This window comes from Bradyrhizobium sp. USDA 4501 (assembly GCF_054062115.1).
In genome coordinates this window covers 8,709,773-8,723,975 of the sequence record NZ_JBSSEX010000001.1, presented here as the reverse complement: position 1 = coordinate 8,723,975, position 14,203 = coordinate 8,709,773, and the positions used below count along the sequence as shown (strand labels likewise).

Here is a 14,203-nt window from a genome sequence, read left to right as displayed (position 1 = left end):
ACCTTCCAGCGGTTGAGCGATGAGCCGTATCAGCCAGGCACGCCTGCCTCGCAGCTACGCATCGCCAGCGTCAGCTCAGCCCCAGGAAGCAGGTATTGCCACCCCTGCTCCGATTGCCCTGATACCGGTACCTCGTTTCGGCCCGCTGTCGCTTCAGTCGTCGAGGGTCCACATCCGGAGGATATCGGCCGTGGATGCCACCTCGATCTGGATGCTGAAGCGTTCGGCATAGAGCTGCAGCAGCGCGTCATGGCTTTGATCGGAAGAGCTGCACAAGGCGTCCTCGGCCATGATCACCCGGTAGCCGATATCGATCGCGGCCAGCACGGTGGCGAGCACGCACACGTCGGTCTCGCCGCCCGACACGATCACCGTATCGATCCCATGCGCATCCAGATGAGCTTGCAGGCGTCCGTTGCCGAACGCGTTGTAGATCGGCCGGTCGACGATGGCGGCCGGCGGCACACAGGCGGCGAGCGCCGGCACGAGCTCGATCAACTCCGGATCGAGCCGCTCGCGGGTCACGCATTCCCATTTCTCATAATAAGCCCGCCAAATCCCTCGCGCGTCGTGCTTCGAGCGCGGCGGAATGAAGCGGGTGAACACGGTACGTTCAGGCGCATGCCGTGCCAGCTCGATGATGCGCGGCAGCACGCGGTCCATCCAGGGCGTCGCCCAGGGCGCTCCGGGCTCGAACAGCCGCTGCATATCGATGCAAAGGTGCGCCGCGCGCGGACCTGGCGGGCTCAGAAGCTGTCCCATCGCTCACTCCTGCGCGCGCCGACCGGATGCCGTCACACGCAAGCTCAGCCGCCCAGGCCGCGAAAGGCCCCGCCGAAGCGGGGCCCGGAACGCGGTCCCGTTCACCATTTCTGGCGGCCGTACCAGTCGTTCACTTCCTTGGCGGCTTGATCCTTGGCATAGCCGTAGCGCTGCTGCAGACGGCCCTCGAGCTGGTCCTGCTTGCCGTCGATCACATCGAGATCGTCATCGGTGAGCTTGCCCCACTGCTCCTTGACCTTGCCCTTGACCTGCTTCCAGTTGCCTTCGACACGATTCCAATCCATTGCGGTTCTCCCTTGAACGATGAGACCGACCAACGGGCCGGCCGAGGCTTCGTTCCGAAGGCACGTTGCGGCAAGACTTCGCAATCCAGACTTCGCAATCCGACCAAGCTCCATCGTGACCCGCTCGAATGTGCGACGGCCGACGAGGCGCTTTGCCACGCATCGATCAAGGATAGGAACTTGCTTTCCGCACTCGTGTTGGCACTCCGGACTATTCACCCAACACACGGAGCGACCAATGCCGGACAAGGATCTCAGCGCCCTCTTCCTCGATACCCTCAAGGACATTTATTACGCGGAAAAGCAGATACTGAAGGCGTTGCCGCGGATGGCCAAGGCCGCCGAGTCCGACGATCTGCGTGCGGCGTTCGAGAAGCATCATGACGAGACCGAAGGACAGATCGAGCGGCTCGAGCAGATCTTCGACCTGATGGGCAAGCCGGCGCGCGGCAAGAAGTGCGACGCCATCGAGGGGATCATCGACGAGGGTAAGGAGATCATGGAGGAGTATGCCGACACGCCGGCGCTCGACGCGGGCCTGCTCTCGGCAGCCCAGGCGGTCGAACATTACGAGATCGCCCGCTACGGCACCTTGAAGGCTTGGGCCAACCGGCTCAGCATGAAGGATGCGGTCAAGCTCATCGACCAGACCCTGGCCGAGGAAAAGAAGACGGATGAAGCGCTCACCAAGCTTGCCGTCAGCGGCATCAACGCCGAAGCCGCCTGACCAGACGCGCGATGAAGCGACGTCCGCTTTGTACACATGCTCGCATTTGCTGGTAGATTGGACGCCGATTCAGCATCTGGGAGCCCGATGGCCCGACGCACCGGCAGCGCCGATCTTCCGCTCCATGGCGGCCGCGTGCCGCCATGGCTGGCGGCGCGCATGGCGACGCTGGGTGGCATCATCACGCAGGCCGTCGTCCACCATTACGGCCGCGATGCCTTTTTGCAGCGACTGTCGCATCCGTTCTGGTTCCAGTCGTTCGGCGCCGTGATGGGCATGGACTGGCACTCGTCCGGCATCACCACCAGCGTCATCGGTGCGCTGAAGCGAGGTCTGGCGCCGCTGCAGGGCGAGCTCGGAATCCACGTCTGCGGCGGGCGCGGCAAGCACTCGCGCCGCACGCCCGATGAACTGTCCGCCCTCGGCGACCGCGTCGGATTCGACGGTGCCGCCCTAACCCGCGCGAGCCGGCTGGTGGCCAAGGTCGACAGCGCCGCGGTGCAGGACGGATTCGAGCTCTACCTGCATGGTTTCTTCGTCACCGACGACGGCAAATGGACCGTCGTCCAGCAAGGCATGAACGGCGACAAGCGGCAGGCCCGCCGCTATCACTGGCACTCCGAAGGCCTGCGTAGCTTCGTCGACGAGCCGCACAGCGCGATCGACGGCCCGACGCAGGGCGAGATCGTCAATCTCACCGATCACCGCGCCGAAGGCTCGCGCCAGGCGCAGCTCGATCTGCTCGCTGCGCTGGGGCCGGACGGCATCACGCGCGAATATGCCGAGCTGACGGAGAGCGCGACCGCGCAACCGGATCTCCTCCACCTGATCATGCCCGCGCATCACGACGTGCGCTCGAGCGACGTGTTCGTCCGCCGCCTGCACGGCACCCTGGCCGCGGCTGCCGATCGCGGGCCGCTGGATTTTCCCGAGCTGCTGCTGACGCCCGGCGTCGGCGCCCGCACGGTGCAGTCGCTCGCGATGGTCGCCGAGGTCGTTCACGGGACGCCCTATCGCTTCCGCGACCCGGCGCGCTTCTCGCTCGCCCATGGCGGCAAGGACCGTCATCCCTTCCCGGTGCCGATCAAGGTCTATGACGAGACCATCCGCGTGCTGAAGTCGGCCGTGCAGCAGGCAAAGCTCGGCCGCGATGAGGAGATGCAGGCGCTGAAGCGGCTCGACGATCAGGCCCGCAGATTGGAACGAACCGCCACCGGCCCCTCCTTTGAGGCGTTTGTCGCGAACGAGCGGGCCCGTTCTCCTTCGCTCGACGGCCGCTCGGTGTTCGGTTGGGAAGCCGACCTTGCCGAGCGCGACGGGATCACCAAGCCTTAAAGCGAAGGCTTGATCCACCGCTTGGACCATCGCATGGCGCGCGTATTGATTGGCACCTCCGGCTGGCACTATTCGTCCTGGCGCGGTCCGTTCTTTCCCAAGGGCTTGCCGCTCAAGCGGCAACTCGACTACTACGCGACGCAGTTTCCGACGACTGAGCTGAACGGCGTCTTCTACCGCACGCCGACCGAACAGGCGGTGACAGGCTGGCGCGATGCGACCGATGCGGATTTCGTCTTCGCCTGGAAGGCGTCGAAATTCATCACGCACTGGAAGCGCCTCTCCGCGAACTCGGTCAACAGTCTCCAATTGCTGGAAGAGCGTCTGTCGTTGCTGCGCAACAAGGCCGGCCCGGTCCTGTTTCAGCTGCCGCCGAACTTCACGATCGATGCCGATCGGCTAGCCTCGTTCCTGAAGCTGTTGAAGCGGCGGCGGCGCTATGCGTTCGAATTCCGCCACCCCAGCTGGTACGCGCCGCATACCCTGAAACTGCTGGCGGATCGCAATATCGCGCTCTGCATTTCCGATCACCACGACGCGCCGGCGCCGTGGAAACGGACCGCGGATTTCGTCTACGTCCGCGGCCACGGCCCGGGCGGCCGATATCGCGGGCACTACAAGCCGGCCGAGCTTTCCGACTGGGCCAAACGCATCCGCGGCTGGAAGCGGCAGGGATGCGACATCTATGTCTATTTCGACAACGACCAGAAGAGCGCAGCGCCGGCGGATGCCAAACGGCTTTGCGCGCTACTCGGCGCCACCGTTCCTCGGCGGCGTTCGCAATAGGAACGAACGGTTCCAGCCTGCATTGGCTGCCAAAGAGACGAGCCGACGCGATGCCATCCGATCGTTGAAAGCCATTGCGCTGAACTACACGCTGAAGCGGGGCAAGGATCCCTCCCCGACCCACTACAAGGACCTCAAAAAGCCCTACGACAAGACTGTGCAGACCACCACCATGCTTGCGGCCAACGCGGCACATCCTGCACGCCTGCTGAAGTCGGCGACCTATCCCGGCGTAGCCTAGGCACGGAGCGGGACATGCCGCTTCATCCGACCTGGACCAACATTGCCATCCGCCTCGCCTTGTTAGGAACGCCGTTCCGGGCGGCATCGTTAGGCCGTTGACGCAACCAGCCAAATGGAGAGGCTATCATGAAGGTTTGCGACGCGATGACACCTGACGTCCAGCTGTGCACCCCCGACGATACGCTCCGCGATGCCGCAGAAGCGATGGCAGCGCTTGGCGTCGGCCTGCTGCCGGTTACCGATAGCGAGCGCCTGGTCGGCATGATCACGGACCGCGACATCGCGCTTCGCGGCATCGGAATGGGTCGCGGCCCCGACTCGCGGGTCGGCGACGTCATGACGGCCGAGGTGAAGTATTGTTTCGAGGATCAGGAGCTCGACGACATCGCGCAGAACATGGGTGCGATCCAGGTTCGGCGCCTGCCGGTGCTGAGCCGGGACAAGCGCCTGGTCGGAATCATCGCACTCGGGGATATCGCCCTGATCCAGGCCAGCGATGGTACGGGCATGGCGCTCAGCCAGATCTCACGCCCGACCACCCAACACGCGCAACTCTAGACTTACACGGCTCCGCTTCGCGGCCCTGGCTCGCAAAGGCCCGGCTCGCGAAGCGGAGCGTCAGGTGCGCCAATGGCCGACTATGTACCGTGGATCGTGATTGCCGCCGGGGTCATCGCCCTGATCGTCACGGCGCTGCTCTGGCGCGCCCATTACGTCAGCTCCGATTGACCGAACGGGGAGCTCGCGCCGTCAGGCCGCCATCTTGCGGCAGGATTCCGCGCACGCACGGCACATCGCCACGCATTCGTCCATGCCGCCGACGCGCTCGCAATCCTCGGCGCATTCACCACAGATCTCCGCGCATTCCCGGCAGGTGTGCTTGTGGTGCGGGGTGTTGATCAGCATGAAATGGGCCGCCGTCCGGCACATTTCCGCACAAGCCATCATCAATCGGAAATGCGCCGGCTCGACATGCTTGCCGCCGGTGACGAGACAATGGTTCATGGCCGTGCCGAGGCAGGTCCTATAGCAGGACAGACAGGTCTCGACGCATCGGTTCATTTCCTCAGAGAATGCCATGTCGATACCTCACGCCTGCGCCAGCAGCTGGCGCAGGTAGCAAAGTCCATCAAGGGTCAGCTTCGACTCGCGGACTTCGCCCTGCGCGATCTCGGCTTCGAGGAAGGTCTCGAGTTCGGGAAGCGCGCGGTCGAACCTGTCCGCGATGCCCATCAGCTCGCAGGTTTGCTTGATCCGCTCGATCGGTTTTTCCAGCACGTTGATCTCAACCATTTTGGCATAAGCGCGGGTCATGCCGTTGGTTCCTATGCTCATTGCCGGGTGCGCTGCTGCGGGGTCTGCGCCGGCTAAGACGCCCTGCCGACCGTGTCAGCCATGGTTGCGCCACGCGCTCCGAGCGGCTTGCGGCGGCCCTCGGTCGAATCGAGCATGGTCTGATGCTCGATCTCTGAATTCAGCTCTGCCCCGCACAGCACGATGATGGCGGACATCCACATCCACGTCATCAGACCGATGGCCGCCCCCAGCGAGCCATAGGTCGCGTTGTAATCGCCGAAGTTCGCCAGATACCAGGAGAGCAGCACCGAACCGGCCAGCCACAGCACGGCCGCTGCGACGGCGCCGACGCTGAGCCACTGCCAGCGCGGCCTGGTTCGGCTCGGACCATAGCGGTACAGCACCGCGAGCGCGGTGAGGAGCAGGAGCACCAGGATCGGCCACCGTCCGAACCGGATGACGAGCTCGGCGGTCGTGCCCAGTCCGACCTGCTGTAGCAGAAGCGGGACGACGACCACCGCTCCGACCATCAGCATGATGGAAATCAGCCCGGCGATCGTGAACGAGAGGGACATCAGATTCAGTTTGACGAAGCTGCGCTTTTCCTTCTCGTCATAGACGACGTTGAGCGCATCGAAGATCGCCTTCATGCCGGCATTGGCGCTCCAGATCGCGATCAGCAGGCCGGCGGCAAAGGTCAGGCCGAGCGTCGAGGTCCCCTTCGCGAGCACGCGCGCGATCTGGTCCTGGACGATCGCAAACGAGCCTTCCGGCAGCATCAGCGCCAGGCTCTGCAGGTTCGATGAGATCGTGGACGGATCGGCGAACAGGCCGTAGCTCGAGACCAGCGCGGTGATCGCCGGGAAGATCGCGAGCAGGCCATAGAACACGACGCCGGCCGCGGTTGCCAGCAGACGGTCCTCGTCGATCTGCTGATAGGTGCGCAGCAGAATGTCCTTCCAGCCGGCAGTCGGAATCTCGAGCGGCGTGTCGGCGAGCCGTCCACGATCTTGCGTTTCGGCCAGCGCGGGTTCGACGCCCTGCTCCCGAGCGGACGGCCGCTCAGATCGGGACAGCTGGCGAGCGATCGCCAACGTCGCCAGCGCCGTTGCACCGGCGAGCATCAGGTCGTTCGGCCAATTGCGCAGCGTACCCATCGCTAGTCCTGGATCGCATCGCGCTGACGCCGGGCGCGCGATGCAGCAAACCAGCCGACAAGCATGATTGCAGCTCCGGCGGCCAGTGCGCGGGTGGTGGGATCTACGCTCGCCCCTGCTCCCGTCCGCGTGGTGGCGATCAGCCGCGCGGCGACGGGCACTGCGATCGCGCGCTTGAGCATGTCGGCCTGTCGGCCCGGGCGCGGCACGGCCGGCGCAGGACGCGCGAGCAGCACGCGGCCCATGACGAGCCCCAGGATCCCGAGGAGGACAAAGGCGCCGCCGATCGCGGCATATGCGATCCAGATGCCGTAATGCATTTCAAGGGCGTGGAAAGCCGCGCCAACCCCGATCCCGGTCGCGATCAGAAGCGAGACCGCACCCGCCAGCATGAAGCTGCACGCAAATGCGTAGCCGGTCACGAGGCGCGTCATCCATTGTCGCAAGTCCGCAAGGTAGGAGCGGAAGATCAGGCTCAGCGAAGACGACGTGTTGACGCGCATGACGAGGTCCATTGCAAGTCGGCATCCGACAACCCGGCGGGAAGATCGACGTTCCTCCCCGGCAACGCGCAACAGTTTGCGCCATGCGGGACAGCGCGAACCGAGCGCTAACTGACCGGAGGGAGATTTGCGCGTGGCGGCATGGAGCTCGGGAATGGCTTCGCGACCATGAGCGTCCCGCGCTCGTCGGTTTCGAGCGCGATCTTCTGGGCAAGCATCACGTCGCCCGCCGCCAGCGCGCCGACGGGCCGGAAGCACCAGCCCAGCACGATACGATCGCCGCCGTCCATCTCATAGACGTTGGTCGAGGTGCCGTAGCAAATCCGGTATCGCTTGCCGGAGTCCGAGCCGATGACGTCGAAGCGCTTATACTTTTCGAACTGCGCCCGCTGCTCGGGTGACAGCCACGCGGACAGCAGCGCAAGTCCGCGCGCCTCAATTCGCTCATAGGCCTGCCAGCGATCCCAGATCGCGGCCAGCGTCGCACCCAGCGTGCCGGCGGCGCGCCGGAGCACGGACCGCAGGGACATCTCGCGCAGACGGGCGAGCATTGGCGTCAGCCGCCGACCAGCCTCGGATAGAACAGGGTTTCCTCGGCGGTCGGATCGAGCGCGCGGACCAACTTCGCCTCTCCGGTCGCTTGCCGGATTGCGGCGGTGTAGCCGTCCGACGTGAGCTGGGTGAAGCGAGCATTCGCCCAGGCCAGCTGCTCACTGTTGTCGGGGTCGAACTGCTGTCTCGTGTCGCCGGAGTGGTCCATCACCAAGATCGTTGCCATCATCGTCTCCCTTGAAGGACATTCACAACTGCATCAGACAATCGGCACGGCCGTCGTCGGCCTGCCGCCCATCCACTCCGGCAGCGCGGCGCCGTCGCGGTGACGGCCACCCGCGCCGGCCGCGGCCCACGGCGGCGACCGCACCGAACAGCAACGCCGCCGCAACCGAGAAAGCCAAGATCACTGCGCTGCGTCGCGACCGCTGGATGGCGGTCCTGGCATCGCCCATCACGCTGTCGACGCGTTTCTCCGCCTCCGCAGCAGGCAGACCGGTCGCGGCCGCCACCTGCTGGATCAGATAGCTGCGATCGTCGGAGCTGACGCCACTGCGGCTGGAGCTCGTCAGCAGGATGCGACCGGCCTCTGCCCGCTCATAGCCGATATCGAGATTGGCCGGACGCCGCACTGACCGGTACAGGCGGTCGAGCTCGGCGCTCAGCAGCGGCTCCGCGGCCGTCGCAGATGGCCGGTTCTGAACCACCGGACGCGCGGTTGACAGGCCAACCAGCGCGACGATCGTAGCACCGAGGATGACGGCGAGCGCCCAGGCGGTCAGGCCGTGAAGCCCGTCGCGGCTGTCGATCTCGTCGGATGGCGTCGCGCCGATCACGCGCTGGGCCCGGCCGGCGATGTAGCCGCCGACGCCGAAGCTCACCAATGCCTGCAGGATCAGATACAGCCCCGACAGCAACGCGAGCGCGGCTGATGCGTCGCGCCATGACGGCGAGCTTGAACTGACACCCAACCCGACCGCCGCGCCGAAGCCGATCAGGATCACCGACAGCGCCGCCGCAGCCAGCGCGCCGGCGATGACCGGACTCCATTGCAGCCGAAGCCCGGTCCTGTTGGCGGCGGACACGGCAAGCCCTCGCTCGTTATCCATGACGCGCCTACCGCAGCCCGAAGAACGACAATATCGCCAAAATGACCACGATCAGTCCGACCAGATAAATCAACTGGTTCATGAAAACCTCCTCCGTCCTTCCCGTCCTGACAATCTGGTGGAGAAGCCAAGGTTCCTACGCGGACGAACCGGCGCGATGCGGCAGGCCAATAAAAAGGGCCCCGCCGAAGCGAGGCCCTCATTGGTCGTCGCGATCTGCTGATCGCGACGTGCGACCAACACCGTTAGTCGTCGTCCCAGTCATGACCACGGATCACGAAGCCGCGGTCGCGGTAGTAGTCGCGATGATGGTTGTACCAGCCGTGGTGCCAGCCCCGGTCATGCCGGTATACGTCGACGCGCGGACCACCATAATATCGATCGCTGTAGTAGCCGTGGTCCCCGCCGACATAGATGCCCACACCCTGCGCGCTCGCAACGGTCGGTGCCGCTATCGAGAGTGCCGCAACCGCGGCAAGAGCGTAAGTAAGCTTCGTCATGGCATCCTCCTTTCTAGTACGCCGTGATAACGACTGGCGTCCGCGCATGTTGCAGGAACAGGATCGGAACTTTCCTGAACGTTCCTTCACCATCATGGCGGCTGGACGTGACCGGAGGACGAGATCGAGGAGCCCACGACGCTCTACTCGATCGCTGTGGCTCCACTCCCTGTTCGACACAAGTGACCCCAGCTCAGGGATGGAGAGCTGGGGTCGTACGGGGTTCTCCTGGTTGCGCTGACGGCCGGTCGGCGCGTCAGCTCGCGAGAGCATGCGCGTCGAAGTCAGTTCCGGCACTAACGTCTGCAAATGTGCGACGCACAATCGTGCCGCTGCGATTGCCCGATCAGACCGCCTAGCGCCACATGCTCGGGGCGGTGCGCAACGCGGCCTGGCCTGCGATGCGCAGCTCATCGATTGACGAGCGTCCCTCGCGAATGGCCTGCAGCAATCCAGAGGCGACGTTGGTCCGCTTCGTCGTATCCGAGCGCGGCACGCCTCCGCAGACCTCGTCGAGCACCGCGCGAAGCACTGCGGCCGTCTCTCCATCGAGCATGATTGCCTCCCTGCCCTCGTGGATCGAACTGCATCGTAGCGCGACACCGCGCGAGAGGAGTTCAAGTATGTTAACAGCCGTATCCAAATCTTGCGCGGCCGACCGTCGCGCTGTCTTCGTCGCGACAAATCACTGTCATGTTCAGATCGTCAGTGCGCTCTGCAAAATGACGCGCCTCCGCGTCAGTCCCGCTGCGACATTTCAAGGATCGCATCAGCGAACGCCTGCGGCGCCTCGCGCGCCCGCCGCACCGGCATCCGTCGCGATTTCAGGGGGAGCAGCATAGAGCCGCCTTGCCGCGTCTCAGCCGCGCCGCTTGGTGTGCAGATAGTCGGCCGAAAACAACGCCGTGTCCTTGAGCAGCTTCAGGTCGTTGATCGTCAGCATGCGGTCGCGCAGCACGATCAGGCCGGAGCCGCGCAGCTCCTGCAGCGTCCTGTTGACGTGGACCACCGACAGGCCGGTGGCATCGGCGAGATCCATCTGCGTGACCGGGAACAGGCAGGAATCGCCGTCGATCATTCCAACCGGCAGCAGGCGCTCATGGAGTTCGCACAACAGATGCGCGACCCGCTCCAGCGCCACGCGCCGTCCGATATTGACCGTCCATTCCCGCTGGATCGCGCTGTTCACCATGGTTTCGCACCACAGCGCCTCCTCCAGCGAACGGTCGCTCGCCAGCAGTTGCTCGAACGCCGGCCGCTTGATGTCGGCATAGGTGACCGGGGTCAGCGCGCCGATCGAATGATCCATCACCGACAGCAGATAAACGCAGGCGTCGCAGCTGTCGCCTGGCAGGATGAAATTGACGATCTGGCGGCGGCCGTCCGGCAGCGTCTTGTAGCGGCAGAGCCAGCCCGACAGGATGATCCTGACGCTCTCGACCGGATCGCCCTCGGTGGCGAGGTCTTCGCCCGGGCGGGCCCGATGCAGCCCTTCCTGGATCGCCTGTTGCAGCAACGCGATCCCGCGTTCGGACAATTGCCGCAGGGCATTGAGCCGCCGGATCACCGGCTGCGCCAGATTTCCCTCGAGGATCGGGGGATGCATCTAGCTCCCCATGCTCGGCGTATGGATGGCTCGCGGGTTCATCGGTATGGCGATCGTGCAGTGCAGTCCCGACGGATTGAACTCGAGCGTGCTCTTGCCCTTGAACTCGAACGCCAGCGTCCGCTCCAGGAGATCGGATCCAAATCCCCTGCGGCGCGGCGGCGCCACCGCGGGCCCGTTGCGCTCGCGCCAGTCGAACAGCAGTTGCCGCGGATCGGCCGCATCATCGATGCGCCATGAGACGTCGATGCGCCCGGCCGTATCGCTCAGCGCGCCATACTTCAAGGCATTGGTTGCGAGCTCGTGGAGTGCCAGCGCGAAGGTCTCCGCGGCCTTGGGCTGGAGCCGGATCCTGGGACCTGCGACCTTCAGTTGCTCGCCTTCCTTCGCGTTGTACGCAAGCAATTCCTCGACCACGAGATATTCGAGGTCGACGCCGCCTTCCGGATCGCGGGTCACCAGCGACTGGGTCCGCGCGAAGGCGTTGAGCCGGCCGTCGAGATGCGATGCGTAGTCCTCGACGTTCGCGCTGGTCTCGGCCGAGCGGCGCGCGATCGAGCGGACCACGCCGAGCGTGTTGCGCACGCGATGCTGCAGCTCGGCAAGTAGCAGCCGCTGCCGCTCCTCGGCCCGCGTGATCGCGGTGACGTCGATGAAGGTGATCACGACGCCGGCGATGAAATTGTCGATGCTGCGGTACGGCAGGATGCGCACGATATAGCGCGTGCCGCTGTCGGGCGCGGTCAGCTCGCGCTCGGCGCTGGCCAGCGTCCGCAGCACGCGCCGCACATCGTCGTAGAGCTCCTCGATCGGGATGCGCGCCTTGATATGCGCGATCGGGCGGCCGACATCGGTCTCGACCAGATGCAGCAAATGCGTGATCGCCGGCGTGAAGTTCATCACCTTCAGATCGTTGTCCAGGAACACGGTCGCGATCTGCGTGCTCTCGAGGAAATTCTTCAGGTCGCTGGTGGCGCGGGTCAATTCCTGCACGCGATGCGCCAGCTCGCCGTTGACGGTCGTCAGCTCCTCGTTGACCGACTGCAATTCCTCGCGCGAGGTCTCCAGTTCCTCGTTGGCGGATTGCAGCTCCTCATTGAGCGATTGATACTCCTCGTTGGAGGATTTCAGTTCCTCATTGGTGCTTTCGAGCTCCTCGATCGTGGCCTGCAACCGCTCGCGGGTGGCGCGCAGCTCGCTTTCCAGCCGCTCGACATGCTCGGTCCTGACCAGAACGTTGGGATTGGTTTCGGCGCGATCCACAGGGCGGATCGGCCCATCCTTGAACAGCACGACGAAATTGCGGTGACCCGCAGGGCCGTCGAGAATTGGTTCGGCCGTGATGTCGACCAGCACGCGATGCCCGTTGACGCCGAGTTGCACCTGCTCGGCATGCGCGGCCTCGTTGGTTTCCGCGGCACGGCTGAGCGCCGTGCGCAGCTCAAGTCTGAGGTCGCGGTGCACGAGTTGCAGCAGGTCGAGGGTCGCCGTGCCTGCGGTCGGCTCGATATAGCGGCCGGTGCGGCCGGAGAAATGCAGGATGTGAAAGTGGTCGTCGGTGATCACATAGGCCGGCGCATAGCGCTCGGCGATGCGCTGGGCGCGGCGCTCGAGGCCGACATCGGGGCCGATGGAGCGGACCGGTGGTATGTCGATCGCGGCTCGCCCGGCCGCCGTCGTGATCGGGAATTCCGGCGGCAGCCGCGTCCCGGTCTCGAGCTTCTTGAAGATGCGTGCGCGCCGGTCGACCGGCGCGAACAGCTTCGGATGCCGGGTGACGTTCTCGGAATTGCCGAGAAACAGGTACCGGTCCGGCAGCAGCGCAAAATGGAACAGCGGGATGACGCGGTTCTGCAGCTCGGCATTGAGATAGATCAGCAGGTTGCGGCACGAGATCAAATCGAGCTTGGAGAACGGCGCGTCCTTGATGACGTTGTGCTGCGAGAAAATGCACATCTCGCGCAGCTCCTTGACGACGCAGTAGGTGTCGCCTTCGCGTACGAACCAGCGCGCCAGCCGTTCCGGCGTCATATCGTTCTCGATGCTGGTGCGATAGCGCCCGACGCGCGCGGCGGCGAGCGCGCGCCCGTCGATGTCAGTCGCGAAGATCTGCACCTGCGGCACCGAGTCGAGACCGGCCATATGCTCGCGCAGCAGAATGCCGATCGAATAGGCCTCTTCGCCGGTCGCGCAGCCAAGCACCCAGACACGCACCTGCTGGCCGACGCCCTTCCCTTCGAATATCTTCGGAATGATCTGGGTTTCCAGGACATCGAACTCCTTCTTGTCGCGGAAGAATTCCGTGACGCCGATCAGGAGGTCGTTGAACAGATGTTGCGCCTCGTCCTTGTCGTTTCTCAGGAAATCGACATAGGCAGAGATATCGTCGATCTGCACCACCTGCATGCGGCGCTGGACGCGGCGCAGGAAGGTGTTCTGCTTGTAGCCGTGGAAATCGTTGCCGGTCTTGTTGCGAAGGATATCCGCAATGCGCGCAAGCGAGGTTGCCGCCGCGGCCAGCACCTCGTCGAACCCCTGCTTCTCCTCGAGCCGGCGCAGGTGGCGGGCATAGACGTCGATATGCTCGGGAATGGCCTCGGGCGGCAGCACAAAATCCGCGATCGCGACGGCCGAATTGCCTTCGGCGTGCGGATCGGGTTCGCCATCCCCGATGCGCTCGGCGATCGCCAGGCCGCCATGATCCTTCAGGGTCGCGACCCCGAGCGTGCCGTCGCCACCGGTGCCGGCCAGCACCACGCCGATCGATTCCTCGGCGCGCTCCTCCGCCAGCGACACCAGGAAACTGTCGATGGTGGCCCGCTCGGCGCGCGCCTGCTCGGCGCGCCGGACCGCGAAACGGTCGCCATGAACGGTGGTGATCATGTCGGACGGACACAGATGGATCGTGCCACCCTCGACGAGCTGTCCGTCGCTGATCTCGGACAGCCGGGCGCCTTCCGATCGCTGCAACGCTTCGCGCAACCGGGTGTCCTCGATGGCATCCCGGTACTGCAACACGAGCACGACGGCCTGGTCCGGATTGAGCCTTAGCTTCGAGAAGAACCGCTCGATGCTGTCGAGGGTGCCGGCGGACGCGCCCACACCTATGATCAGCGGCGCCTTGGACTGGCGCTCTTCGTCTCCGCTCTGGGATTGGCCAACATCATCCATGATTGCAGCGGCTCTCATTCTCCTGCTGGCGTCTCGCCCGCGTCTTTTGATAGCAGAGTTTAGTCCTATCCCAACGGGATAGGTAGGAATTCTCCAACCTCCCGGGAACCTCGACTCCGGGATCGATTGCCCTCCAAAACCGGAAGGGTCA

Annotated in this window: 18 protein-coding genes; 5 read left to right on the top strand and 13 right to left on the bottom strand. The window is 64.7% G+C overall.

The window, feature by feature from the left end; translation table 11 throughout:
* Positions 1–153: 153 nt before the first annotated feature.
* Positions 154–762, bottom strand: a complete 609-nt coding sequence (locus tag ACVWZM_RS40710; RefSeq protein ID WP_076828827.1) for a cysteine hydrolase family protein — start codon at positions 760–762, stop codon at positions 154–156.
* 101 nt (positions 763–863) lie between these two features.
* The gene (locus tag ACVWZM_RS40705) at positions 864–1,067 is read right to left on the bottom strand and encodes a CsbD family protein (protein ID WP_028331989.1); all 204 of its coding nucleotides are present in this window, start codon (positions 1,065–1,067) and stop codon (positions 864–866) included.
* Positions 1,068–1,305: 238 nt separating this feature from the next.
* Here ACVWZM_RS40705 and ACVWZM_RS40700 point away from each other — a divergent pair, with 238 nt between their 5' ends.
* From ACVWZM_RS40700 to ACVWZM_RS40680, 5 genes are all read left to right on the top strand, one after another.
* On the top strand, positions 1,306–1,794 hold the full coding sequence (locus ACVWZM_RS40700) for a YciE/YciF ferroxidase family protein (protein WP_028344048.1): 489 nt from the start codon (positions 1,306–1,308) through the stop codon (positions 1,792–1,794).
* Between the two features lie 87 nt (positions 1,795–1,881).
* A complete protein-coding gene (locus ACVWZM_RS40695; protein ID WP_168856393.1) occupies positions 1,882–3,129 on the top strand; it encodes a DUF763 domain-containing protein in 1,248 nt (415 codons plus the stop codon).
* A gap of 33 nt (positions 3,130–3,162) precedes the next feature.
* Positions 3,163–3,915: a DUF72 domain-containing protein gene (locus tag ACVWZM_RS40690; RefSeq protein ID WP_168856394.1), complete on the top strand. Its 753-nt coding sequence runs from the start codon at positions 3,163–3,165 to the stop codon at positions 3,913–3,915.
* Positions 3,916–3,979: 64 nt separating this feature from the next.
* The gene (locus ACVWZM_RS40685) at positions 3,980–4,156 is read left to right on the top strand and encodes a hypothetical protein (protein ID WP_158074202.1); all 177 of its coding nucleotides are present in this window, start codon (positions 3,980–3,982) and stop codon (positions 4,154–4,156) included.
* A gap of 128 nt (positions 4,157–4,284) precedes the next feature.
* Complete coding sequence (locus ACVWZM_RS40680; RefSeq protein ID WP_057018654.1) at positions 4,285–4,716, top strand: CBS domain-containing protein; 432 nt, start codon at positions 4,285–4,287, stop codon at positions 4,714–4,716.
* Positions 4,717–4,908: 192 nt separating this feature from the next.
* Here ACVWZM_RS40680 and ACVWZM_RS40675 read toward each other — a convergent pair whose 3' ends face one another.
* From ACVWZM_RS40675 to ACVWZM_RS40625, 11 genes are all read right to left on the bottom strand, one after another.
* Positions 4,909–5,238, bottom strand: coding sequence for a four-helix bundle copper-binding protein (locus ACVWZM_RS40675; RefSeq protein WP_028331985.1), 330 nt, complete (start codon positions 5,236–5,238; stop codon positions 4,909–4,911).
* Positions 5,239–5,247: 9 nt separating this feature from the next.
* The gene (locus ACVWZM_RS40670) at positions 5,248–5,472 is read right to left on the bottom strand and encodes a hypothetical protein (protein ID WP_028331984.1); all 225 of its coding nucleotides are present in this window, start codon (positions 5,470–5,472) and stop codon (positions 5,248–5,250) included.
* A 53-nt stretch (positions 5,473–5,525) separates the two neighbouring features.
* Entirely contained in the window at positions 5,526–6,611 is a 1,086-nt protein-coding gene (locus tag ACVWZM_RS40665) for a YihY/virulence factor BrkB family protein (RefSeq protein WP_168856395.1), read from the bottom strand.
* 2 nt (positions 6,612–6,613) lie between these two features.
* A complete protein-coding gene (locus tag ACVWZM_RS40660; protein WP_168856396.1) occupies positions 6,614–7,126 on the bottom strand; it encodes a hypothetical protein in 513 nt (170 codons plus the stop codon).
* A 95-nt stretch (positions 7,127–7,221) separates the two neighbouring features.
* Positions 7,222–7,665: a hypothetical protein gene (locus ACVWZM_RS40655; RefSeq protein ID WP_233475468.1), complete on the bottom strand. Its 444-nt coding sequence runs from the start codon at positions 7,663–7,665 to the stop codon at positions 7,222–7,224.
* A 5-nt stretch (positions 7,666–7,670) separates the two neighbouring features.
* Entirely contained in the window at positions 7,671–7,892 is a 222-nt protein-coding gene (locus ACVWZM_RS40650) for a hypothetical protein (protein ID WP_050385371.1), read from the bottom strand.
* Positions 7,893–7,914: 22 nt separating this feature from the next.
* Entirely contained in the window at positions 7,915–8,775 is an 861-nt protein-coding gene (locus tag ACVWZM_RS40645; RefSeq protein WP_456856032.1) for a hypothetical protein, read from the bottom strand.
* A gap of 245 nt (positions 8,776–9,020) precedes the next feature.
* Complete coding sequence (locus tag ACVWZM_RS40640) at positions 9,021–9,275, bottom strand: hypothetical protein (RefSeq protein ID WP_168856399.1); 255 nt, start codon at positions 9,273–9,275, stop codon at positions 9,021–9,023.
* Between the two features lie 355 nt (positions 9,276–9,630).
* Positions 9,631–9,831: a hypothetical protein gene (locus ACVWZM_RS40635; RefSeq protein WP_028331978.1), complete on the bottom strand. Its 201-nt coding sequence runs from the start codon at positions 9,829–9,831 to the stop codon at positions 9,631–9,633.
* Between the two features lie 303 nt (positions 9,832–10,134).
* Positions 10,135–10,881 (bottom strand): Crp/Fnr family transcriptional regulator, encoded by a 747-nt coding sequence (locus ACVWZM_RS40630; RefSeq protein WP_076828811.1) that lies wholly within the window; start codon positions 10,879–10,881, stop codon positions 10,135–10,137.
* Positions 10,882–14,052: a CheR family methyltransferase gene (locus ACVWZM_RS40625; protein WP_456856031.1), complete on the bottom strand. Its 3,171-nt coding sequence runs from the start codon at positions 14,050–14,052 to the stop codon at positions 10,882–10,884.
* Positions 14,053–14,203 lie beyond the last annotated feature (151 nt).

What these genes read in the sequence shown, in the direction of transcription:
- ACVWZM_RS40710 (WP_076828827.1), bottom strand. Translation starts at nt 762, where the DNA reads ATGGGACAGCTTCTGAGCCCGCCAGGTCCGCGCGCGGCGCACCTTTGC.
- ACVWZM_RS40705 (WP_028331989.1), bottom strand. Translation starts at nt 1,067, where the DNA reads ATGGATTGGAATCGTGTCGAAGGCAACTGGAAGCAGGTCAAGGGCAAG.
- ACVWZM_RS40700 (WP_028344048.1), top strand. Translation starts at nt 1,306, where the DNA reads ATGCCGGACAAGGATCTCAGCGCCCTCTTCCTCGATACCCTCAAGGAC.
- ACVWZM_RS40695 (WP_168856393.1), top strand. Translation starts at nt 1,882, where the DNA reads ATGGCCCGACGCACCGGCAGCGCCGATCTTCCGCTCCATGGCGGCCGC.
- ACVWZM_RS40690 (WP_168856394.1), top strand. Translation starts at nt 3,163, where the DNA reads ATGGCGCGCGTATTGATTGGCACCTCCGGCTGGCACTATTCGTCCTGG.
- ACVWZM_RS40680 (WP_057018654.1), top strand. Translation starts at nt 4,285, where the DNA reads ATGAAGGTTTGCGACGCGATGACACCTGACGTCCAGCTGTGCACCCCC.
- ACVWZM_RS40675 (WP_028331985.1), bottom strand. Translation starts at nt 5,238, where the DNA reads ATGGCATTCTCTGAGGAAATGAACCGATGCGTCGAGACCTGTCTGTCC.
- ACVWZM_RS40670 (WP_028331984.1), bottom strand. Translation starts at nt 5,472, where the DNA reads ATGACCCGCGCTTATGCCAAAATGGTTGAGATCAACGTGCTGGAAAAA.
- ACVWZM_RS40665 (WP_168856395.1), bottom strand. Translation starts at nt 6,611, where the DNA reads ATGGGTACGCTGCGCAATTGGCCGAACGACCTGATGCTCGCCGGTGCA.
- ACVWZM_RS40660 (WP_168856396.1), bottom strand. Translation starts at nt 7,126, where the DNA reads ATGGACCTCGTCATGCGCGTCAACACGTCGTCTTCGCTGAGCCTGATC.
- ACVWZM_RS40655 (WP_233475468.1), bottom strand. Translation starts at nt 7,665, where the DNA reads ATGCTCGCCCGTCTGCGCGAGATGTCCCTGCGGTCCGTGCTCCGGCGC.
- ACVWZM_RS40650 (WP_050385371.1), bottom strand. Translation starts at nt 7,892, where the DNA reads ATGGCAACGATCTTGGTGATGGACCACTCCGGCGACACGAGACAGCAG.
- ACVWZM_RS40645 (WP_456856032.1), bottom strand. Translation starts at nt 8,775, where the DNA reads ATGGATAACGAGCGAGGGCTTGCCGTGTCCGCCGCCAACAGGACCGGG.
- ACVWZM_RS40640 (WP_168856399.1), bottom strand. Translation starts at nt 9,275, where the DNA reads ATGACGAAGCTTACTTACGCTCTTGCCGCGGTTGCGGCACTCTCGATA.
- ACVWZM_RS40635 (WP_028331978.1), bottom strand. Translation starts at nt 9,831, where the DNA reads ATGCTCGATGGAGAGACGGCCGCAGTGCTTCGCGCGGTGCTCGACGAG.
- ACVWZM_RS40630 (WP_076828811.1), bottom strand. Translation starts at nt 10,881, where the DNA reads ATGCATCCCCCGATCCTCGAGGGAAATCTGGCGCAGCCGGTGATCCGG.
- ACVWZM_RS40625 (WP_456856031.1), bottom strand. Translation starts at nt 14,052, where the DNA reads ATGGATGATGTTGGCCAATCCCAGAGCGGAGACGAAGAGCGCCAGTCC.